This is a genomic window from Geobacillus sp. E263, from assembly GCF_007197795.1.
GTDB classification, from domain to species: Bacteria; Bacillota; Bacilli; order Bacillales; family Anoxybacillaceae; genus Parageobacillus_B; species Parageobacillus_B toebii.
Genome location: NZ_CP041632.1, coordinates 928,245 through 951,028 on the forward strand (window position 1 = coordinate 928,245; position 22,784 = coordinate 951,028).

General features: G+C 42.2%; 20 protein-coding genes, 1 other RNA gene, 2 pseudogenes and 1 other annotated feature. Of the genes and pseudogenes, 20 read left to right on the forward strand and 3 right to left on the reverse strand.

Annotated features, from left to right (window positions below):
- Positions 1 to 101 precede the first annotated feature (101 nt).
- The 9 genes and pseudogenes from FNL97_RS04700 to FNL97_RS04735 form a co-directional block, all read left to right on the forward strand.
- Positions 102 to 881 (forward strand): annotated as a pseudogene (locus FNL97_RS04700) (HD domain-containing protein); the annotation flags it as partial.
- 99 nt (positions 882 to 980) lie between these two features.
- Complete coding sequence (locus FNL97_RS04705; protein ID WP_143415144.1) at positions 981 to 1,859, forward strand: IS982 family transposase; 879 nt, start codon at positions 981 to 983, stop codon at positions 1,857 to 1,859.
- Between the two features lie 23 nt (positions 1,860 to 1,882).
- Positions 1,883 to 3,310, forward strand: a pseudogene (locus tag FNL97_RS04710) (RelA/SpoT family protein); the annotation flags it as partial.
- Positions 3,311 to 3,324: 14 nt separating this feature from the next.
- A complete protein-coding gene (gene dtd, locus FNL97_RS04715) occupies positions 3,325 to 3,783 on the forward strand; it encodes a D-aminoacyl-tRNA deacylase (RefSeq protein ID WP_062677168.1) in 459 nt (152 codons plus the stop codon).
- Positions 3,784 to 3,892: 109 nt separating this feature from the next.
- Positions 3,893 to 4,069 (forward strand): hypothetical protein, encoded by a 177-nt coding sequence (locus tag FNL97_RS17905; protein WP_015864616.1) that lies wholly within the window; start codon positions 3,893 to 3,895, stop codon positions 4,067 to 4,069.
- A 68-nt stretch (positions 4,070 to 4,137) separates the two neighbouring features.
- Positions 4,138 to 4,370, forward strand: a binding site (T-box leader).
- A 51-nt stretch (positions 4,371 to 4,421) separates the two neighbouring features.
- Positions 4,422 to 5,693 carry a histidine--tRNA ligase gene (gene hisS, locus FNL97_RS04720; RefSeq protein WP_062677169.1) on the forward strand — a complete coding sequence of 424 codons (1,272 nt, stop codon included), beginning with the start codon at positions 4,422 to 4,424 and terminating at the stop codon, positions 5,691 to 5,693.
- Between the two features lie 13 nt (positions 5,694 to 5,706).
- Complete coding sequence (gene aspS / locus FNL97_RS04725) at positions 5,707 to 7,491, forward strand: aspartate--tRNA ligase (RefSeq protein WP_062753010.1); 1,785 nt, start codon at positions 5,707 to 5,709, stop codon at positions 7,489 to 7,491.
- A gap of 51 nt (positions 7,492 to 7,542) precedes the next feature.
- Positions 7,543 to 7,727: non-coding RNA, 6S RNA (ssrS, locus tag FNL97_RS04730), on the forward strand.
- A gap of 174 nt (positions 7,728 to 7,901) precedes the next feature.
- Positions 7,902 to 8,666: a tRNA threonylcarbamoyladenosine dehydratase gene (locus tag FNL97_RS04735; protein WP_062677171.1), complete on the forward strand. Its 765-nt coding sequence runs from the start codon at positions 7,902 to 7,904 to the stop codon at positions 8,664 to 8,666.
- Positions 8,667 to 8,699: 33 nt separating this feature from the next.
- Here FNL97_RS04735 and FNL97_RS04740 read toward each other — a convergent pair whose 3' ends face one another.
- Genes FNL97_RS04740 through FNL97_RS04745 form a run of 3 tightly spaced genes read right to left on the reverse strand, consistent with a single transcriptional unit; the run spans position 8,700 to position 12,790 of the window.
- A complete protein-coding gene (locus FNL97_RS04740; RefSeq protein ID WP_205729484.1) occupies positions 8,700 to 9,350 on the reverse strand; it encodes an RsfA family transcriptional regulator in 651 nt (216 codons plus the stop codon).
- A gap of 44 nt (positions 9,351 to 9,394) precedes the next feature.
- Positions 9,395 to 9,565 (reverse strand): hypothetical protein, encoded by a 171-nt coding sequence (locus FNL97_RS17910; RefSeq protein ID WP_155116375.1) that lies wholly within the window; start codon positions 9,563 to 9,565, stop codon positions 9,395 to 9,397.
- A 3-nt stretch (positions 9,566 to 9,568) separates the two neighbouring features.
- Positions 9,569 to 12,790, reverse strand: coding sequence for an efflux RND transporter permease subunit (locus tag FNL97_RS04745; RefSeq protein WP_143415146.1), 3,222 nt, complete (start codon positions 12,788 to 12,790; stop codon positions 9,569 to 9,571).
- A gap of 27 nt (positions 12,791 to 12,817) precedes the next feature.
- On the opposite strand from FNL97_RS04745, the gene FNL97_RS04750 reads away from it, so the two are divergent.
- The 11 genes from FNL97_RS04750 (at position 12,818) to FNL97_RS04800 (ending at position 22,750) form a co-directional block, all read left to right on the forward strand.
- Complete coding sequence (locus FNL97_RS04750) at positions 12,818 to 13,324, forward strand: hypothetical protein (RefSeq protein WP_286173483.1); 507 nt, start codon at positions 12,818 to 12,820, stop codon at positions 13,322 to 13,324.
- A gap of 613 nt (positions 13,325 to 13,937) precedes the next feature.
- Positions 13,938 to 15,230 carry a replication-associated recombination protein A gene (locus FNL97_RS04755; RefSeq protein WP_143415147.1) on the forward strand — a complete coding sequence of 431 codons (1,293 nt, stop codon included), beginning with the start codon at positions 13,938 to 13,940 and terminating at the stop codon, positions 15,228 to 15,230.
- A gap of 66 nt (positions 15,231 to 15,296) precedes the next feature.
- Entirely contained in the window at positions 15,297 to 15,953 is a 657-nt protein-coding gene (locus FNL97_RS04760; RefSeq protein ID WP_015864608.1) for a YczE/YyaS/YitT family protein, read from the forward strand.
- Between the two features lie 18 nt (positions 15,954 to 15,971).
- Positions 15,972 to 16,388: a cysteine metabolism transcriptional regulator CymR gene (gene cymR / locus FNL97_RS04765; RefSeq protein WP_015864607.1), complete on the forward strand. Its 417-nt coding sequence runs from the start codon at positions 15,972 to 15,974 to the stop codon at positions 16,386 to 16,388.
- Between the two features lie 20 nt (positions 16,389 to 16,408).
- Positions 16,409 to 17,554 (forward strand): cysteine desulfurase family protein, encoded by a 1,146-nt coding sequence (locus FNL97_RS04770; protein WP_062677176.1) that lies wholly within the window; start codon positions 16,409 to 16,411, stop codon positions 17,552 to 17,554.
- Positions 17,555 to 17,571: 17 nt separating this feature from the next.
- Positions 17,572 to 18,687, forward strand: coding sequence for a tRNA 2-thiouridine(34) synthase MnmA (mnmA, locus tag FNL97_RS04775; RefSeq protein WP_015864605.1), 1,116 nt, complete (start codon positions 17,572 to 17,574; stop codon positions 18,685 to 18,687).
- A gap of 168 nt (positions 18,688 to 18,855) precedes the next feature.
- A complete protein-coding gene (locus FNL97_RS04780; protein ID WP_143415148.1) occupies positions 18,856 to 19,560 on the forward strand; it encodes a tetratricopeptide repeat protein in 705 nt (234 codons plus the stop codon).
- Positions 19,533 to 21,887, forward strand: coding sequence for an SF1B family DNA helicase RecD2 (gene recD2 / locus FNL97_RS04785; RefSeq protein ID WP_143415149.1), 2,355 nt, complete (start codon positions 19,533 to 19,535; stop codon positions 21,885 to 21,887). Before FNL97_RS04780 ends, recD2 begins: the two co-directional genes overlap by 28 nt.
- Positions 21,888 to 21,922: 35 nt before the next feature.
- Entirely contained in the window at positions 21,923 to 22,396 is a 474-nt protein-coding gene (locus tag FNL97_RS04790; RefSeq protein ID WP_143415150.1) for a PRC-barrel domain-containing protein, read from the forward strand.
- Between the two features lie 15 nt (positions 22,397 to 22,411).
- Complete coding sequence (locus tag FNL97_RS04795; protein ID WP_015864601.1) at positions 22,412 to 22,603, forward strand: YrzR-like zinc ribbon domain; 192 nt, start codon at positions 22,412 to 22,414, stop codon at positions 22,601 to 22,603.
- A 12-nt stretch (positions 22,604 to 22,615) separates the two neighbouring features.
- The gene (locus FNL97_RS04800; RefSeq protein ID WP_015864600.1) at positions 22,616 to 22,750 is read left to right on the forward strand and encodes a YrzQ family protein; all 135 of its coding nucleotides are present in this window, start codon (positions 22,616 to 22,618) and stop codon (positions 22,748 to 22,750) included.
- The last annotated feature ends 34 nt before the right edge of the window (positions 22,751 to 22,784 follow it).

Sequence of the window (22,784 nt, forward strand, 5' to 3'; positions counted from 1 at the left end):
GAGGCAGCAAGCGTTGCATAACTCTTTACATTATAAAAAATTTTCATGATAATATAGTAATCAATACATGATTTTATTATACGTAAAGGTGATTTGATCCTATGGCCAACGAACAGGTATTAACAGCGGAACAAGTCTTTGAGCAGGCAAGCTGCTATTTGTCTGAAAGAGATGTCGAATTTATTAAGAAGGCGTATGAATTTGCTAACCACGCTCATCGCGATCAATATCGCAAATCGGGAGAACCATACATTATTCATCCGATTCAAGTTGCCGGCATTTTAGTAGATTTAAAAATGGATCCTGCCACGATCGCAGCTGGATTTTTGCATGACGTTGTCGAAGATACGGAGGCAACGAAGGAAGATTTGGAACGGGAATTCGGTAGCGAAGTGGCGATGCTCGTAGACGGCGTGACAAAGTTAGGAAAAATTAAATATAAATCCCAAGAAGAACAGCAAGCGGAAAACCACCGGAAAATGTTTTTGGCAATGGCGCAAGACATTCGTGTCATTCTCATTAAATTAGCGGATCGCCTCCATAATATGCGGACACTGAAGCATTTGCCGATCGAAAAACAGCGGAGAATTGCAAATGAAACGTTAGAGATTTTTGCGCCATTGGCACACCGCCTTGGAATTTCCAAAATTAAGTGGGAACTGGAAGATACCGCCCTTCGCTACTTAAATCCGCAGCAATATTACCGCATCGTGAATTTAATGAAGAAAAAACGGGCCGAACGCGAACAATATTTGGAAGAAGTCATTCAAGAAGTGCGTGAACGGCTGAACGAAGTTTCTATTCCATGCGAAATTTCCGGAAGACCGAAACATATTTATAGCATCTATCGCAAAATGGTCATGCAAAATAAACAGTTTAACCCGTGGTGCTAGATAAACTCAAACAAGCATAAAAATAGCCCTTGCATGAGGATCCCCTTAAAATGAAAGTGCAACCAACCATTAAAAAGGAGGATTCCTATGCAAGAGCACTTTCATTTTACTACAGATCGGGCCAAGATTCAAAAGCAATATGCCGCCATTTTCGTTTTTGTTTCTGCTCAACTTTCATGCATTCAGGTGCATCTTCATCGTCGAAATCGCCATTTGGTCAAGCAAGAGGACGCTGTCATCATCGCCATTCATCTTTTAGGAAAGCTGCTCGGTTTTACTTCTGAACGGGCGTGGCATCGTTTTGTCACGGGAAATTTGTTCACAAACGGCTCGTTTCTCGAACGTTCCCGGTATAACCGCCGCTGCCGGGCGCTTGGCTTCGCTATCAAATGGATCCGCCATGAGCTGGCAAAACGCGGCCAACATCATGCCTATGCCGTCGTGGACAGCTTGCCGCTCCCATTGTGCCATACGGCAAGAATGCATCGCGTCAAACGGTTTCAAGAGATCGCCGACATCGGGTATTGCGCTTCCAAAAAGCAATGGTACTACGGGTTGAAGCTGCACCTTCAAGTGACCGATCAAGGGTTGCCAATGGGGTATGTGGTGACGGAAGCATCTTGCCACGATCGAATCGCAGCCGAAAGCGTGATGACTCAAATTCCTCATCCCTATAACTTTGGGGACAAAGGATTCATTAGCCGTGACTTGCAAAAAAGGCTGTACGAAGAATACCAAATGGCGCTTTGGACTCCGTCTCGAAAAAACCAGAAACATCGTGCGTCCGAGGCATGGGAGAAATGGATCCAACAAAAACGCAAAGTGATCGAGACGGTGTTCTCGGTTCTGGTTGACCACTATCGCATCACGGGGATCCGAGCCAATTCGATTATCGGATTTGAAGTGGCACTAGACGGTATATTGTTAGCTTATTCCCTGGTTACACTTGGGCTAGTTGAGCGCTAAAGCTCAACTAGCACCACGGGTAACAGTTTAATGAAATTTACGATCTGCTTGCTGTCCGCATTATTGTTAACAGCATTAAAGACTGCTATGCCGTATTGGGCATCATTCATACATGTTGGAAGCCGATGCCGGGGCGTTTCAAAGATTATATTGCGATGCCAAAACCGAATATGTATCAATCGCTTCACACAACGGTGATTGGTCCAAAAGGAGAACCGCTAGAGGTACAAATTCGCACGTTTGAGATGCATCAAATCGCTGAGTTCGGAATTGCCGCGCACTGGGCATATAAAGAAGGAAAGACGATTAAACCAAATTCGTTTGAAGAAAAATTATCATGGTTCCGTGAAATTTTAGAATGGCAAAACGATGCGAGCAACGCCGAAGAATTTATGGAATCGCTGAAGATGGATTTATTCTCCGATATGGTGTTTGTGTTTACGCCAAAAGGAGATGTCATCGAATTGCCGGCCGGTTCGGTGCCGATTGATTTCGCCTATCGCATCCATTCGGAAATTGGCAATAAAACGATCGGCGCCAAGGTCAACGGCAAAATGGTGCCGCTCGATTACAAGCTGCAGACAGGCGACATTGTCGAGATTCTGACTTCGAAGCACTCGTATGGGCCAAGTCAAGATTGGCTGAAGCTGGCGCAAACGTCCCATGCGAAAAATAAAATCCGTCAGTTTTTCAAAAAGCAAAGACGGGAAGAAAATATTGAAAAAGGAAGAGAGCTTGTCGAAAAAGAAGTCCGCAGCCTCGGATTTGATGTCAAAGAAATTTTAACGGCGGAAAACGTCAAGCGCGTTGCGGAGAAATTTAATTTTTCGAACGAAGAGGATATGTACGCCGCGGTCGGTTATCATGGGATTACCGCGGCGCAAATTGCTCACCGTTTAACAGACAAATGGCGAAAGCAGCGTGATTTGGAAGAACAACAGAAAAAATTGACAGAGACAATACCAGAAACGAAAATACCAACTGCAAAGAAACGTGATTACGGCATTCGTGTGCAAGGAATGGACAACTTGCTTATTCGTTTGTCGCGTTGCTGTAATCCAGTTCCTGGGGATGAAATCATCGGCTTTATTACAAGAGGACGCGGAATATCAGTTCATCGTGCTGATTGTCCAAATGTGCAGACAGAAGAGGCATTAGACCGCTTAATTTCGGTGGAATGGGAAAGTGATGTACAATCAAATCGCGAATATAACGTGGAAATTGAGATTACTGGTTTTGACCGCCGCGGGTTGTTAAACGAAGTGCTGCAAGCGGTAAATGAAACGAAAACGGACATTTCGGCTGTTTCAGGAAGATCCGATCACCGCAATAAAATCGCAACTATTCATATGACGATTGCCATTCGCAATATTAGTCATTTACAAAAAGTGGTCGATCGAATTAAACAAATACCAGATATTTACTCAGTACAGCGAATCATGAATAATTAGAAAGGAAAAGTGTGATGAGAGTAGTAGTACAACGGGCAAAACATGCAAAAGTGACAGTGAATGGGGAAGTTGTCGGTTCCATTGACCATGGTCTTGTTCTTCTGGTTGGCGTCACTCATAGCGATACGGTTGAGGATGCAGCGTTTATTGCAGATAAAATCGCACATTTGCGCATTTTCGAGGATGAATCCGGAAAAATGAATCTCTCCGTGCTGGACGTTGGCGGAGAAATTTTATCCGTATCGCAATTTACCTTGTATGGCGATTGCCGAAAAGGCCGGCGCCCGAACTTTATGGAAGCGGCGAAACCGGATCATGCATTGCCAATTTATGAAGCGATGAACGAAGCGCTTCGTCAAAAAGGCATCCGTGTTGAAACGGGAAAGTTTGGAGCGATGATGGAAGTGGAATTAATTAATGATGGTCCTGTCACTTTGATTGTAGAAAGTAAGGAAAAAGCGGGGAACAAATAATGTTCGCCCGCTTTTTTTTATCCTTTCAAAGCGGCCAAATTCTTTTTTATTTTTTATCTAAATGGGAAAAAATAAAAAAGAATATAGCACAGAGGAAGGATGAGCAAAATTGCGGCATAGCGCGAAAGGAGAGTTTGCGCATCGAAGAGCAAGTGAACTGTTTCATATTGATTTTCACGAATTTATGAGAAAAGAGGCGGAACATACAGCATTTGAATTAGCGTCAGAGTTTGGATTGACGCTAAGAGACGTACAAAAACTAAAAAAACAACTGTTTCGTTCTTGAAAAGTGTCATTTTCTCCTTGACAAAATGAATTTTCATTCGTAAGATAGGTTATAAAAATTGTATATAATAACAACCAATGACGGAGAAAAGTAGTTAAGAATACACATGGCCAGAGAGGAAATGCCTTAGGCTGGAAGCATTTCTCCATGATGACTTAACGAAAGACACTCCGTAGGTTTCCCTTTGAACGCGTCATTTGCGCCAGTAAAAGGGAACGCGAATCTCGCGTTATCGGTAATAAGTGGAAGCTTTTTGCTTCAATTAGGGTGGCACCACGGGAACAACGCTCTCGTCCCTATTTATAAGTAGGGAAGAAGGGCGTTTTTATTTTTGGAGAAGGAGGGTTTGTTTATGGCTTTTCAAATTCCGCGAGGAACGCAGGATATTTTGCCTGGTGAAGTAGAAAAGTGGCAATATGTTGAAAAAATAGCGCGTGATATTTGCAAACGTTACAATTACCATGAAATTCGCACTCCGATCTTTGAATATACCGAATTATTTTTGCGCGGTGTTGGCGATACGACGGATATTGTGCAAAAAGAAATGTATACGTTTGAAGACCGGGCAGGAAGAAGCATGACGCTTCGTCCGGAAGGGACTGCGCCGGTTGTGCGTTCGTTCGTTGAAAATAAAATGTACGGCAATCCAAATCAGCCAATTAAGTTATATTACATAGGTCCGATGTTCCGCTACGAACGGCCGCAGGCAGGGCGGTTCCGTCAATTTGTTCAATTTGGTGTGGAAGCGATTGGAAGCAATGATCCGGCGATTGACGCGGAAGTTATTGCAATGGCGATGGAATTGTATCGATCGTTAGGATTAAAAAAATTAAGACTGGTCATTAACAGCCTAGGGGATGTAGAAACCCGAAAAGCGCATCGTCAAGCGCTGATCGATCATTTTAAAAGCCGGATTCATGAACTTTGCGAAGATTGCCAGGTGCGTCTGGAAAAAAATCCGCTTCGCATTTTAGATTGCAAAAAAGACCGTGACCATGAATTAATGGCAACGGCGCCATCGATTCTCGATTATTTAAACGATGAATCGCGGCATTATTTTGAAAAAGTAAAAGCTTACTTAACGAAATTGGGAATTCCATTTGAAGTAGATCCTCGCCTCGTACGCGGATTAGATTATTATCATCATACGACGTTTGAAATTATGAGTGATGCAGAAGGATTTGGAGCGATTACAACGTTATGCGGTGGAGGTCGCTATAGCGGATTGGTGCAAGAAATAGGCGGGCCAGAAACACCTGGGATTGGATTTGCGCTAAGTATTGAGCGGTTGCTCGCCGCTTTAGAGGCAGAAGGGATTACATTGCCGATTAGCGAAGGCATTGATTGCTATGTTGTCGCTGTTGGCGAAAAAGCAAAAGATGAGTCCATATTACTTGTTCACAAGCTGCGAAAAGCTGGAATTGTCGCTGATAAAGATTATCAGGACCGGAAAATAAAAGCGCAATTAAAATCGGCAGACCGCTTGAACGCCAAGTTTGTGGCGATTCTCGGCGATGATGAACTCGCAAAAGAAGTAATCAATATAAAAGAGATGAGCACAGGAGAGCAAACAGAAGTACCGCTACATTCTGTCGTCGATTATTTAAAAGAAAGATTGTCATAGGAGGGATGAGAGCGTGTTTGGAAGGACATATTATTGCGGTGAAATCACCGAAAAAGCGATTGGGGAAAAAGTGGTTTTAAAAGGTTGGGTACAAAAACGCCGCGACCTTGGCGGGCTGATTTTCATCGACCTTCGTGACCGGACGGGAATCGTGCAAGTCGTGTTCAGTCCGGAAGTGTCAAAAGAAGCGCTGAATGTGGCAGAAAAAGTGCGGAATGAATACGTATTGAGTGTGGAAGGCACCGTTGTTGCCCGGGAGGAGGGAACGATCAATCCAAATCTTCCGACAGGAAAAATTGAAATTCAAGCAGAGCGTATAACCATCATTAACGAAGCAAAAACACCGCCGTTTGTCATCGCGGATCAAACGGACGTAGCTGAAGAAGTGCGTCTTAAATATCGTTATTTAGACTTGCGCCGCCCGGTTATGTTTCGTACTTTGCAATTGCGGCACCGAGTGACAAAGGCTATTCGCGACTTTTTAGACGGAGAAGGCTTTTTGGAAGTGGAAACGCCAATTTTAACGAAAAGCACGCCGGAAGGGGCGCGTGACTATTTAGTGCCAAGCCGCGTTCATCCAGGCGAGTTTTACGCGCTTCCGCAATCGCCGCAAATATTTAAGCAGCTCTTAATGGTAGCGGGATTCGAACGATATTATCAAATTGCTCGTTGTTTCCGTGACGAAGACTTACGTGCAGACCGTCAGCCAGAGTTTACCCAAATTGATATTGAAACATCGTTTATGAGCCAAGAAGAGATTATGCAGCTAACGGAACGAATGATGGCATATGTCATGAAAATGGCGAAAGGAATCGACATTTCCTTGCCATTCCCGCGCATGTCTTACGATGAGGCAATGAGCCGTTATGGTTCGGACAAGCCGGATACGCGCTTTGGTCTAGAACTTGTCGATGTATCGGAAATCGTGAAGAATTCTTCCTTCAAAGTATTTGCAGGCGCCATTGCAAACGGAGGACAAGTAAAGGCGATTAATGTAAAAGGAGCAGCAGATCAATATTCGCGCAAAGACATCGACGCGCTAGCTGAGTTTGTCGCGCGTTACGGGGCAAAAGGACTGGCGTGGTTGAAAGTGGAAGAAGATGGATTGAAAGGACCAATCGCTAAATTTTTCACAGAAGAAGAACAAAACGGACTGATTCGAACGCTTGAGGCAGAAGCCGGCGATTTATTGCTGTTTGTTGCCGATCATAAGACGGTGGTTGCCAATGCGCTTGGCGCGTTGCGTGTAAAACTTGGAAAAGATTTAAATTTAATTGATGAAACGAAATTTAATTTCCTTTGGATTACAGACTGGCCACTGTTAGAGTATGATGAAGAAGACGGGCGTTATTACGCGGCGCATCATCCGTTTACCATGCCAGTGCGTGAAGACTTGCCACAATTAGAGACAAATCCAGAAAAAGTACGGGCACAGGCATATGACCTTGTGTTAAACGGCTATGAACTCGGCGGCGGTTCGATGCGTATTTTTGAGCGGGAAGTTCAGGAAAAGATGTTTCGCGCCCTAGGATTTACGGAAGAAGAAGCGCGTAAGCAGTTTGGTTTCTTATTAGAAGCATTTGAATATGGCACCCCGCCGCATGGAGGGATTGCGCTAGGCTTGGACCGTCTTGTCATGTTGTTGGCAGGACGAACGAACTTGCGCGATACTATCGCATTTCCAAAAACAGCAAGTGCAAGCTGCTTGCTAACAGAGGCGCCAAGCCCAGTTAGTGAACAACAGCTAGAAGAATTACATTTAGTTGTTAACTCGGAAAAAAAGAGTGAGCAATATTAGTTGTTTCGTTGAAAAGATGTAAAATGTATGATAAAATCTAAATAAAGAAGCATAGTCCTGATGTGTTCGTCGTATAACCTATTGTTTTGACCGAACAATAAGTTATACGGGAGCCCGGAGTTTCCAAGCAGCGTACATGCCTTTGATAATGGAGGAAGTGCAAACCTTGGAACAGGGCACCCACCTGCTTGGAGCGGGTTCAAAACGAAGGCATCGACGGCACGATTGGGACTTATACGTTAGTTTATTGTTATATGTTATATATCGTTTGAAAAACTTCCCTATGTAAAGATTGCTCTTTACATAGGGATTTCTTTTGTTTTACCAAAAATTTAGATTGAAATTTAGGGGATTGTTATTGTAGGATAAAAAGCGTTATGGAAGCAATATTTATGTGACGGGGGATATACATGTTACACCAATTTTCGCGGAACGAATTAGCAATAGGAAAAGAAGGATTGGAAAAATTAAAAAATGCAACGGTTGCCGTTCTTGGCGTCGGCGGAGTCGGTTCCTTTGCTGTTGAGGCGTTGGCGCGTTCCGGCATCGGACGCCTTGTTCTTGTAGATCGGGATAATGTTGATATTACAAATATTAACCGGCAAATTCATGCGCTTCTTTCCACCATTGGCCGTCCGAAAGTGGAATTAATGAAAGAACGAATTGCTGATATCAATCCGGAATGTGAAGTCATCGCTTTGCAAATGTTTTATACAGAAGAAACATATGAGCAATTTTTTAGCTATGATCTTGATTTTGTTATTGATGCTTCCGATACGATCATATATAAAGTCCATTTAATGAAAGAATGTTTAAAGCGCAATATCCCGATTATTTCGAGCATGGGCGCAGCCAATAAAATGGATCCGACACGCTTCCGCATCGTGGATATTTCGAAAACCCATACGGACCCGATCGCAAAGATAATTCGCTCCAAATTGCGTAAAGAAGGGATTCGGAGCGGTATTCCAGTTGTGTTTTCTGATGAAAAGCCAATTATTATTCGCGAAGATGTCCGTAAAGTGGTAGGGAATGACCAATCTCCAATTCGCAAAGCGCAAATGCCGCCATCTTCGAATGCATTTGTTCCATCGGTAGCGGGGCTTATTATGGCTTCATACGTTGTACGTGAACTATTGAAAGATATTAAAATTTATCGGGTTGGCGAAGAATAAAAACGTCGCAGAAAACATTCTGCGACGTTTTTATCAGGATTGGGCGATGTGTTCTAGATTTCCGTTTTTATCCATTCGGAAAATATGGGCTGGATGTACACCATATTCTTCTTCTACGACCAGTTTACGAGCGCGTTCCATAATTTTTACTAATGCCTCGTAATCTTCTTTCATAGTGAATTGTTGTTCTTCAAGACGCTCTAATTTTTTTTGCAGTTCCTCGTTGCGCGTCCGCAATTGCGCATTTTCATTTTTTAACCGTTCATTTTCCATTTGGATCGTTTCGGAACGCTCATAATCAGATTTTAATGTCTGTAAAAAAGCAATGCATTGATCGAGCGTAATGGAAGGTGCTGTAAGAAAAGCGGATGTTTCTTGTTGGAAAGAGACGAAATTGGTAGAAAGCGGCTGTGCTTTATTTTCTGATCGCTGCATTTTTTTCGCTTGTTCTAATGCTCGCTTCCGTTCTTTTCGCTGTTTTTTTGCTAATTCAATTGCTTCCACGTATCGCTTTCGTACTTCAGCGTTCCAGCGGAATCCGCATGCTGCCGCTGTCCGATTCAGGCGATCTCCAACTTCTTCAAACGCAGCAAGTTGCGTTCCCCCTTCACGAATATACCGCAATACCGTTTCCGCCAATATAACGTCTTCTTCATGTGTCCAAGCATCTTGTCGTGTTTTCATTCCACTGCACCCCGCAATCGATGTTGATAGATGATATTCTTTCCTCATACTGGAAAATTTAAACTTTCTATATATTTTATCCAAGTCAAAAGTTTACTAATCATTTTTTTATGGATCTGCATCATGACAACTCGGGGATTTGCTGGTTGCTTAGAATATTCATTCCTGCCATCATCGAAAAAGGCACCAGATTTTTCACTGGTGCCTTTTTGCATGAATTATTCTTCTGTTTCTTGGAATTTCTTTCTTCTAAATCTGCTTAATGATTCATACACGATTGGGACAATTAACAGTGTCAGCAATGTGGAGCTTGTTAATCCGCCCATAACGGTCACCGCCATTCCTTTCGAAATCAATCCGCTGCCTTCCATTCCTACTGCTAGCGGTATTAATGCCCCAACTGTCGCGAGTGCTGTCATTAAGATTGGACGCAGGCGAGTTGCTCCGGCTTCGAGTAAAGCTTCTCTTGTGCTTAGTCCTTCTTTTTCTTTATGAATCACACGGTCGATTAATACGATCGCATTGGTCACGACAATACCGATCAGCATAAGAGCACCGATCATCGCTGAAACACTAATGGTCTCACCTGTTATGAAGAGAGCCAATAATGCCCCAATAATGGTAAACGGCAATGAGAATAGGATGACAAATGGCGTAAGTGCGCCGCCAAATGTGACAACAAGGACAAAATAGACGATCGCAACCGCTGCTATCATCGCTAATCCTAGTTGAGTAAATGTTTCGGTAATATCTTCGGTTACGCCGCCTGTTGATATTTCAACATTTTTAGGCAGCTTAATCTTATCCACTTCTTTTTGCAAGCTTGCCGCCACTTTGGATACGTCTTTTGTTTTTACTTGGGCGCTAACCTCTGCGTAAATTTTTCCATCCCGGTGGGTAATTGTATCGGACGTTTTCCCTTTCTTTACTTCCACTAACTCTTTAATTGGCACTTCAAATCCGAGTGGAGACTGAATCTTTTGATTGGTTAAATCATTGATACTTTCATGGTTTTGTTCTTCTATTTTAAAATACACATTCAATTCTTTTCCGTCTTTTTCAATTGTTGTTACAACTGGATTCTGTCTTGTTGGCATTAGTTCTAAGCCAATTTGTGCTGCTGTTAAGCCAAGTTTGCTTAATTTTTCATGATCAGCAACTAACGTAAATTCATCATAGGTTTCGGAAATACTGGAGTCGATTTTGGTTAAATCTTTTTCCTTTTTCATAAGGTCTTGGATTTTATTAACGATTGGCTCCAATTCTTCCCTGCTTTCCCCATACACATAGTATACTAGTTGATTACTGCCTGCATTACCGGAGAAATCTTGTTGCTGCCATTCTCCTTGTTTTACTTTTCCTTGAAGGTCTTTAATCACTTGTTCTTTTTCTTTTTCAAAATTTGGAGTGTCATCATCATAAGCAACGAACATCATTGCACTGTTTGTATCCCCAGGATTCATTGGGTTTTCGCTGCCAATTGAAAGCTGTACTGTTTTCACATTCTTTTTGTTTAAGAAATATTTTTCAGCCGCAAACGTATATTCTTTTACTTGCTCAAGCGTTTCGCCCGGAGCCGGTTTGTAGGTAATGACCATCATTTTTTCTTCATCAGCAGGCAAAAAGCTAACACCGATCACAGGGACGAGAAATACACTTGCAACAAGAAGGAATACGGCAATGAGGCTTGTTACAATTTTATGGTTTAATGACCAATTTAAGATTTTCTTATATTGCTCTGCAAGTTTTCCATGTTTTTCTTTTTTATGCTCACTTTGTCCTTTTAATTCTTTTTGAAATAAAGTGTGTCCCATTAAAGGAACAATCGTAATGGCAACAAGTAATGAAGCGAGCAAAGCAAAAACAATGGTTAATGCAAAAGGCAAAAATAATTCTCCGACCATCCCTTTAACCAGTCCGAGAGGAAGGAACACAACTATCGTGACAATGGTGGATGACATGATCGGAATAAACATTTCTTTTGTTGCTTCTCGGATTAACTGTTTTCCTTTTAATTTTTCCTCTTTTAAATGCAGTCTTCGATAAATATTTTCAATAACAACAATCGAATCGTCTATGACGCGGCCAATCGCAACCGTCATTGCGCCTAGCGTCATCATATTTAGTGTAATATCTAATTGCTTTAATACGAGTAAAGCAATTAAGACAGATAGTGGGATGGAAATCACGGCAATGAGAGTTGAGCGAATGTTTCTTAAGAATAAAAGGATAATGATCGCTGCAAATAGAGCACCAAATAACGCTTTATCGACCATTGTTTTGATCGATTCTTCGATTGGTGTTGCCATATCAAAACTTGTTATGATTTGTAATCCATCCATTTTATCTGCAAATTTATCTAATTCTTTTTTTATTTCATTGACGACCGTTACTGTGTTCGCATCTGCTGCTTTAACAATTTGAAGGCCGATCGCTTCCTTTCCATTCGTTCTTGAGATCGATTCCGCTTCTTCAACGACTTGAATATCAGCAATCTCACCTAATTTTACTGTAGGAAGGCCTTGTGCTTGCTGGCTTAAGCCATTTGCTTGGTTATTTCGCGCGATCGTTTGGTTGCCAGTGTTATGGTTTGGCGTGATTGCTGAATGGTTGGCATCGGGCGCCGGTTGGCCTCCTTGAAGATCCGGGCCTCCAGCATTTGCATTCATTCCATTATTTGGACTGCTGGCTTGTGGGATGATCGGGATTTCTAAATTCTTCAAATCTTCCAATGTTGTTATATTGCCATCTACGACAACGGATTGCTCTTTATCGTTAAACGTGTATAAACCGAGAGGAAAGGATACATCGGAACCTTTGATTACATTTTGCACCGTTTCTTTATTTAAACCGAGCTGTGCCAATTTTTTGTCATCCAAAGCGATTTGCACTTCTTCGATTTGTTGGCCAGAAATTTGCACCGAAGAAACGCCGTTAATTCTTTCCAATGATGGGACAATCTCGTCTTCCACCATTTTTGTAAGATCAGCTAGCGACGCCTTTTTATCCGAAATGCTTAAAGCCATTACCGGAATAGAATTAAAGCTTATTTTCGAAATCTTTGGTTTATCCACACCTTCAGGAAACTGTATCGACGTTAATGCTTCTTCTAATTCTTTTTTCGCTTCATCCATATCTTTTTCATAATCATATGTAATTTGTACAGATGAGGCATTTTGAAAAGAAGAGGAAGTAACAATATCTACCCCGTTTAAATTTTTTACAGCTTTTTCAATCGGTATCGTCACTTTATTTGCCACTTCTTCTGGGGTTGCTCCCGGATAGGCCGTCACGACACTAATCACTGGTGTGTTAATATTCGGTATGGTTTCAAGTTTCATCGTCATTCCTGAATATAAGCCTGCTGCCATAACAATGATGGTGAGCAGCCAAACAGCAAATTTGTTTTTTAAGGAAAAATGAATAATTCGGTCTAGCATTTTTTCAACCTCCCGCATAAAATGTATGTGGAAACCACACAATTTTATAAATTATCTTTAATGGACATTTACGGAAAGCAAATTGAACCATTTATCGGTGATTTAATCATCATTTTACATGGCATTTTTCAATCATATATGCATTGGACGTTATTTCAGAAAAAAAAGATCGATTATTATAAACTGGCAACATTTATTCTCCAACGGATGGATGATCTTGTTAAAGGTTTATTGAAAAACGGTAAAGAAGCAATCGTGCCATTTGAAGAGCTGGATCAAGGGTTCTTACATATTAACCAATTAACAAAAAAGCTCCATAAAAAGGATCTGCTTCACCAAATAAGAAAAATCAAAAAGCAGTATTCTCATTCCTCAGACCTCTATATAACACTAGACGTACTGGAGTCGGAAATCAGCAATGAAAAGCCAAGAATCCCGGTCATCCAAGGAATGCTCTCCAATTTAAAAGATATAGAAGATACCTTGCCTTTACAAAGGCAAATCAAAAAATATTTTCATTTAAAAGAAAAATAATATAATCAATTGTACCTTTTGCTTAGTTGATGTCCCCATCCTTTTCAGCAATGCTGACTTTCGCAGCCGGATCGCATCATCTTCGCATCCAAAGGCTTCCTGAAACCGGGAAGTCTTTTTTGCCCTTAAAATGGATATCTCGCGAATGATTCCATTTTCTCTCTGCTATCTGGCAGATAAGCAGCACCTTCCTTTGAATTCACCAGTTTGAAGCAAACTCACATCAGCTCAATCGGATGGCTTAAGCAAACAGCTATTGCCATAATTCAGCTTGCATGTCTGTTTCATGCCGATATGAAGGACGGCTCGTTTTACGAGCTCTCTTTTTCATTACGTTATAGTTGGCATAGTTGTTTCATTTTTTTTCAGAAAAAAATCCATTATAATAACAAGGAAAAGATATTGGAATATAGGCTGTATAAATAGTGGGGCAAAAAATCTTGCCGCATTGCTGCAGAAATTACCGGACAGTACAGAATGGTGAAAAGGCACAGCTTGAAAGGAAATCGAAAGTTGCTGTTTCTGTTTTTCATGAAGCGGTTTTGCCGAGATGAAGAGGGACAGAAGATGAATCAACAAATAGTAATGCTGTCAGACGAAATGAGGGATGCCTATGCTGTTTGCTTCAGAACCGCTTTCTGTTCGGATGAGACCGAGAAACATTGACGAGATTGTCGGGCAACAACATATTATCGGCCCGCATACCGCGCTATACAAAATGATTAAAAACGGCCACGTTCCTTCGCTGCTTTTATATGGAGAGCCGGGAGTGGGGAAGACGTCGTTGGCGCATGCGATTGCTGGGACGGTGCAGCGCGATTTTTTTGCCATTAATGCTACGGCTTCCGGAAAAAAAGAGCTGGAAGAAGTAGTGGAAACGGCGAAACTGACGGGAAACGTTATTTTATTTATTGATGAAATTCACCGTTTTAACAAGGCGCAGCAAGATTATTTGCTTCCCCACATCGAGCAAGGGCTGATTACGCTCATCGGCGCTACAACGGAAAATCCGTTTCATGAAGTGAACCCAGCCATCCGCAGCCGCTGCGGGCAAATAAAACAGTTAAAGCGTCTTGAGCCTGCCGATATTCTTATACTTTTACAGCGAGCTTTGCATGATCGTGACAGAGGATTAGGAAAACTTTCGATTGACATGGAGGAACGTTTGCTTTCCATGATTGCGGAATCGTCCGGTGGGGATGCCCGTTTAGCGTTGAATCTGTTAGAAGCAATTGTATATGCTTCGGAAAACGACGGTCAAATTCGTGTTCGTGAACAAACGGTAAGAGAATTTGTGGAAAATCGAGGATTTACCCATGATAAGAAAGGGGATGTGTATTATTCGCTTTTATCCGCGTTCCAAAAAAGTGTTCGCGGCAGTGACGTGGACGCGGCGCTGCATTATTTAGCTCGTTTGCTGGAAGGAGGGGATTTGGCGGCTGTTTGCCGGCGGCTTCTTGTTATTGCGTACGAAGATATTGGGCTGGCAAATCCGATGATGGGAGTGAAAGTACAAGTGGCGATTGAAGCGGTTGAACGATTAGGGCTTCCTGAAGCGAGAATTCCACTTGCTGTGGTTACGATCGAGTTATGTTTAAGCGCGAAATCGAATTCTGCCTATAAGGCGCTTGATGCCGCGATTGATGATGTACGCAATGGAAAAATCGGAGATATTCCTGATCATTTAAAAGATGCTCATTATAAAGGGGCAAGCGTGCTCGGACATGGAAAAGGGTATCAATATCCGCATGATTATCCAAATGGTTGGGTTTTTCAACAATATTTGCCAAATGAATTGGCAGGAGTGAAATATTACTCACCGAAGGAAAACGGAGAGGAAAAATATTATGCGAAAGTGTATGAACGGTTAGAACAGTTAAAACAACGAAATAAATTCCGGCAATGAAGGAAACGAAATTTTATGATATAATGACAATCGATTTGCTTATTTCATTTATGATGGGGTGAGAATATGGCCCATTCTCATCGCGAATATGCATCTATTTTCCGATGGGCTATTTATTTTATCGGGCTATTGATTATGTCGTTCGGCATCGTATTAACGATTAAAGCGAATGTCGGGTGCGCGCCATGGGATGTACTGCATATCGGATTATACCGGAATTTTGGATTGACGATTGGAACGTGGTCGATTATTGTCGGCCTTGTGGTTTTAACGATTTCTGCTTTACTTTTAAAACAACTTCCGAGAATTGGCGCTTTTCTCAATATGATTTTCGTTGGTATATTTATTGATTTGTATATGATGATTCCGTATTTACAAGTCCCAAATACATTAATCGGCAAGTTTGTTATGCTGCTTGTTGGGATTGTTATTACGGGTTATGGAATGGGAATATATATTTCAGCTAATATAGGAGCAGGTCCGCGTGACAGCTTAATGCTTGCATTGACGGAATTAACAGGGTGGAAAGTGCAATATATACGGATTGCGATGGAAGCATTTGTTCTTTTTATCGGCTGGATTTTAGGCGGGCCAGTATCGATTGGAACATTAATATTTTGCATTATGATTGGGTCTGTAGCCGGCGTTGCTTTGCCGCAATGCCAGCGTATGGCAGAATGGATATTAGTAAGACGAGTTGATATTGAAACACATGGTTTATAAATCATTAGGGGGAGTAAGATGAAGATTTCAACAAAAGGTAGATATGGATTAACGATTATGATTGAACTCGCAAAAAAGTATGGAGATCGCCCAATTTCGTTACGCTCCATTGCAAAGGCGAACAATTTATCTGAACATTATCTTGAACAGCTTGTTACACCGCTGAGGAATGCCGGGCTTGTCAAAAGTATCCGCGGAGCATATGGCGGGTACGTGCTTGCAGATCATCCGGCTAAAATTACTGCCGGGGACGTTATTCGTGTATTAGAAGGGCCAATTACTCCTGTGGAAGAGCTAGATGAGGAAGAACCGGCAAAACGCGAATTATGGATTCGCATTCGTAATGCCGTAGAGGAAGTGTTGGACAACACGACATTGGAAGATTTAGCGAAATATAGTGAAGGCGATGAGGGTGCATACATGTTTTATATTTAAAGTTGAAAGGAGAATGATCATTGGATCGAATTTATTTGGATCATGCTGCTACCTCTCCTGTTCATCCAGATGTAGTGGAGCGCATGATTCCGTTTATGACCGAAGTGTTTGGAAATCCGTCAAGCATTCATTATTTCGGAAGACAAAGCCGTCAGGCAGTCGATGAAGCAAGAACTGTAGTAGCAAAAAGCATCGGTGCGAAAGAATCAGAAATCATTTTCACAAGCGGAGGAACGGAAGCGGATAATATTGCGCTCATCGGAACGGCGATGGCGAATCGTCATCGAGGACGCCATATTATTACAACGATGATTGAGCATCATGCTGTATTGCGCGCATGTGAGTACTTAGAAAAACAAGGGTTTGAAGTAACTTATCTCCCTGTTGATGAAAAAGGGAACGTTTCATTGGCAGATGTAAAAGCAGCGCTCCGTGATGATACGATTCTTGTATCCATCATGTTTGCCAACAACGAAGTAGGCGTGCTGCAGCCTATTGGCGAGATTGGCGAATTATTAAAGGATCATCAAGCTTACTTTCATACAGACGCGGTGCAAGCGTATGGACTCGTTCCAATTAATGTGAACGATCATCATATTGATTTGTTGTCTGTTTCTTCCCATAAAATAAATGGTCCTAAAGGAATTGGCGCTTTATATGTCCGTGAAACGGTAAAACTGTCCCCGCTTTTTTATGGCGGAGAACAAGAGCGGAAGCGTCGCGCTGGAACCGAAAATGTAGCCGGCATCGTTGGATTTGCTAAAGCGGTGGAAATTGCCCAAGAGACAATGAACCATAAGCAACAGGAGTACCGTTCGATGAGAGAGGCGATGCTGTCTATTTTTGCGGAGTCAGGCATTTCTTATTATGTTAACGGAAATCAAGATCATTGTTTGCCACATATCGTCAATGTCGCATTTCCTGGAACGAACGTGGAATCCATGCTTGTCAATCTTGATTTGGCGGGGATAGCAGCTTCAAGCGGTTCTGCATGCACTGCTGGTTCGATCGATCCATCGCACGTGCTTGTGGCGATGTTTGGCAAGGAATCGGAACGCATTCGTTCTTCCGTTCGCTTTAGTTTTGGTTTAGGCAATACGAAAGAACAGATTGAACGTGCGGCATCGGAAACAGTAAAAATTGTGAAGAGATTAACAAATGAGTAGATAAGGTGGTGAATAAAATGAACAAAGCCCCAAAAGATACGCGCGTTGTTGTCGGCATGTCAGGCGGCGTTGATTCATCGGTAGCGGCGTTGCTTTTAAAACAACAAGGATACGATGTCATCGGGATTTTTATGAAAAACTGGGATGACACAGATGAAAACGGTGTTTGCACAGCGACAGAAGATTATGAAGATGTTGTACGCGTCTGCAATCAAATTGGAATCCCATATTACGCTGTTAATTTTGAAAAACAATATTGGGATAAAGTGTTTACGTATTTTTTGGATGAATATAAAGCTGGACGCACTCCGAATCCCGATGTCATGTGCAACAAAGAAATTAAGTTCAAAGCATTTTTAGAACATGCGCTATCGATCGGCGCTGACTACGTAGCGACCGGGCATTACGCGCGAGTGGAGTATCGCGACGGCGAATATAAAATGTTGCGCGGTGTTGACCAAAATAAAGATCAAACGTATTTTTTGAACCAATTAGGGCAGTCGGTACTATCGAAAGTGATGTTTCCGATCGGGCATCTCGAAAAAGCGCAAGTACGGCAAATTGCTAAAGATGCTGGGCTTGTCACAGCGACAAAAAAAGACAGCACGGGAATCTGCTTTATCGGCGAACGCGATTTTAAAGAGTTTTTAAGCAATTATTTGCCGGCGAAGCCAGGTATTATGCAAACACTGGACGGTGAAGTGAAAGGAAAGCATGACGGAGTGATGTATTATACAATCGGGCAGCGCCACGGTCTTGGCATTGGCGGAAGCGGCGAGCCATGGTTTGTCGTTGGCAAAAATGTAAAAGAAAATATTTTGTACGTTGCACAAGGATTCAACAATGAATATTTATATTCGACTTCGCTCATTGCGACAAATGTTAACTGGGTATCGGACCGCAAACCGACAAATTCATTCCAATGCACGGCAAAATTCCGTTATCGTCAGCCAGATACAGGTGTTACTGTTCATATTATCGACGATGACAAAGTAGAAGTCGTCTTTGATGAGCCGGTTCGCGCTGTTACGCCGGGACAAGCTGTTGTATTTTACAATGGTGAAGAATGTCTCGGCGGCGGAACGATAGACGAAGTATTCCGCAATGGAGAAAAACTTTGGTATGTTGCCTAGACAAACGAAAGGCGGTTTGTGCAGCTAAGAAAGCTGTGGACGAAGAAAATAGAAGCAATCCAAACAGCCAAAAAAAGCCTCAACTCTATTGTGGGTTGGGGTTTTTCTATAAATTGATAGAAAATTACGAACATATGTGCTATAATTGATATAAGGAGTGAACGGAAAATGGAAGATAAAAATCAAATAGGAATTTCCCATATGCAAAAAGGAAACTATGAAGAAGCGATAAAATGCTTTCATGATGCGATTGAGGAAAATCCGGATGACCCGATTGGCTACATTAATTTTGGAACAGTGTTAGCCAGTGCTGGAGAAGAGGAAAAAGCGCTCCATTTTTTCAAAAAAGCGATTGAGCTCGACAACAACGCGGCGACCGCATATTACGGGATAGGATCTGTATATTACAAGCGTCAACAATTTGCGCAGGCGAAGGATATGTTTGAACAAGCTATTCAAAAGGGGCTAAACGATGGAGACGCCTTTTTTATGCTTGGAATGTCGTTGATGCATTTAGAGGCACCGCGTCTTGCTCTTCCGTATTTACAGAGAGCGGTGGAGTTGAATGAACAAGATACCGAGGCGATATTTCAGCTTGGGCTATGTCTTGCTCAACTCGAATTTGTTGATGAAGCGATGAATTATTTTCAGAAAACGATTCAGTTAGATAGCAGACATGCAGATGCGTATTATAATTTAGGTGTTATATATGCTTATAAAGATGATATAAAGACAGCGATGGAAATGTTTACGACCGCTCTTCAGATTCAGCCGGACCATTTGTTGGCGGGATATGGGAAAAAGATGATGGAAAAAGCGTTAGGAAAAAGGGTAGGGGATTCCCATTGCAGCAACAAGAATCCTTTGTTTTAGGGGAAACATCGTTTATTAAAGGGTCATATATTTCTACGATTTTTCATAATGAAGCAAATTTATATTCCGTCGTTCGCGTTCGAGTGGTGGAAACGAACGAAGCATATGATGAACAAGAAGTTGTTGTAACTGGATATTTCCCCAAAATGAATGAGCATGATACGTATATTTTTTATGGAAAATTTCACGACCACCCGAAGTTCGGGCGGCAATATGTTGTGGAACATTTTCGGAAACAATTTCCAAACACAAAAGACGGAATCATTCATTACTTATCAAGCGATTTGTTTAAAGGAATTGGGAAAAAAACGGCAAAAGCGATCGTCGAAGCGCTCGGCGAAAATGCTATTTCGAAAATTTTAGCGGATCCTAGCGTATTGGACGATGTTCCGAAATTGTCAAAACAAAAAGCAAAAGAGTTGTATGATACGTTGCGTGCCCATGAAGGGTTAGAACAAACGATGATTGCTCTTTCTCAATTTGGTTTTGGTCCGCAATTGTCGATGAAAATTTACCAAGTATATCAAGATGAAACCCTTTCTGTTATCCAGCAAAATCCATACCAGCTTGTCGAAGATGTGGAAGGGATCGGATTTGGCCGCGCCGATGAATTAGGATACCGTCTTGGAATTTCCGGCAGCCATCCTGCGCGCATTCGTGCAGCTTGTTTGTTTGTGTTAGAGCGGGATTGTCTTCAAGAAGGGCATGTTTATGTGACGAAAGAACAGCTTATGACAAGCGCGAAACAGCTTTTGGAGGCGAAACGGAACGAAGCGATCAGTGAGGAAGCCATCGAGCAAATGCTGTTAATGCTTGCGGAGGAAGGAAAATTAATCAATGAAGAGGAAAAATTTTATATTCCATCCCTTTATTTTGCCGAAAAAGGAATCGTAACCAATGTAAAACGTCTTTTGCAACAAACAGAAGCAGTGATGACGTTTCCGGAATCGGAATTTTTATTAGCGATCGGAAGGCTGGAGGAACGTTTATCCGTTCAATATGCTCCCTTGCAAAAAGAAGCCATTCGACAAGCGATTTCTTCCCCGTTATTTATTTTGACGGGTGGTCCTGGCACAGGAAAAACGACGGTGATTAAAGGAATCGTAGAAATTTTCGCTGATTTGCACGGTCTTTCTCTCGATCCGAAAGATTACACGAAAGATCACCCATTTCCGATTTTGCTTGCCGCGCCGACAGGAAGAGCAGCAAAGAGAATGAGTGAAGCGACGGGATTGCCTGCTGTTACGATTCATCGTTTGCTTGGCTGGAATGGCGCGGAAGGCTTTACACATGATGAGGATGAGCCGATTCGCGGGAAGCTCTTAATTGTTGACGAAATGTCCATGGTCGATACGTGGCTGGCCAATCAGCTATTTAAGTCGATTCCGGACGGCATGCAAGTGATTCTCGTCGGCGACGAAGATCAGCTGCCATCCGTTGGACCTGGACAAGTGTTAAAGGATTTATTACAAGCGGGTGTCATCCCGACCATTCGGCTAACAGAAGTATATCGGCAAGCGGAAGGTTCATCGATTATTGAATTGGCGCACCAAATGAAAAATGGTGTCATCCCCCCGGATTTAACCGCACAAAAGGCGGATCGCTCATTCATTCGCTGTCAGACAGGGCAAATTGCTGAAGTCGTCCGGCAAATTGCTGATAATGCGCGAAGAAAAGGCTTTGCAGTAAAAGATATTCAAGTGCTTGCGCCAATGTATCGCGGTCCTGCCGGAATTGACCGCCTTAATCAAGTGTTGCAAGATTTGTTTAATCCAAAATCAGAGAAAAAGCGGGAACTTTCTGTCGGCGATGTAGTGTATCGGGTTGGCGATAAGGTGCTGCAGCTTGTCAATCAGCCTGATGACAATGTATTTAATGGTGATATCGGTGAAATTGTCTCCATTTTTTACGCAAAAGAAAATACGGAAAAACAAGATTTAGTCGTTGTTTCTTTTGATGGCATTGAGGTAACGTATTCGCGGCAAGATTTGTCGCAAATTACACATGCGTATTGTTGTTCCATTCATAAATCGCAAGGAAGCGAATTTCCAATTGTCATTTTGCCGGTTGTAAAAAGCTATTATCGCATGTTAAAGAGAAATTTATTATATACTGCGGTGACAAGAAGCAAACAGTTTTTAATTTTATGTGGGGAAGAAGAAGCGTTTAAGTTAGGCATTGCCCGCAGTGATGATGGGGCTCGGCAAACAACGTTAACGGAAAAGTTGCAAAGATCTCTTGCACCGATTACAGAAGGAGAACTGCCGATGGAGGATGCGAACATCGGAATGGAAAACGTTTCACCGTATGATTTTATGAACGACTAGCCAAGCTAAACATGTCTGGAAAGGTGGAGAGATCTTTGCGGACATTTTCACATCTAAAAGGTCTTCCCGTATATGAACAAAAAACGGGAAACACTGTTGGAAAAATAAGTGATATTTGTTTTACCAATATGGGGAAAGTTCAAGGATTTATCGTGGAAAGCAAAGGATGGCTTGCGCGCCATCGATATCTTCCGCTTGACGGCATCCAAGCGATCGGAGCGGATGGAGTTGTCGTTTATGATGCTGCGCTTTTACAATCGTTCTCCTCTTTCCAAAATGGCTACTCTCTTTACGGCGAGCGGGGAATTGCCGGAAAACCGGTGATTACCGCGGATGGGAAAAAACTCGGATTATTAGAAGATGTATATTTTCATGGGCAATTGGGCATAATCGGAGGATATGAGATCACAGACGGTTTTTTTGCCGATTTGACGGAAGGAAAAAAGCGAGTAGACGCTGTCCCTTTTACGGTAGGGGAAGAAGCGGTTATTGTAAACACGACCATGTAAGGAGAGTGGCTGTTTGTGCTCATTTGCCCAAATTGTAAAAGTAAAAATTTAGGGAAAATTGGTGTCAACCAATATTATTGTTGGGATTGCTTTATCGAGCTTTCTGTTTCGAAGGGAATTATTCATGCTCATCAAGTCGAGGAAGACGGAACGTTAAGCTCGCTAGATGACTTGTTTGATGAACATGAGCGCACGATCCAATTTTAGGAGGGAACGAGCATGAATCGCACAATGACCTCTCTGTTAGCGTTAGGATTAGGAGTTGCTGCTTACCAATTTGCACAACGCAACGGTTTGATGAACAATCGTGCCATGAAAAAAATGCGCCGCCGTGTGGCGAAAGCGATTCGTTAGCAAGAAGTACAAAGTGCCGATTCCCGATATTTCT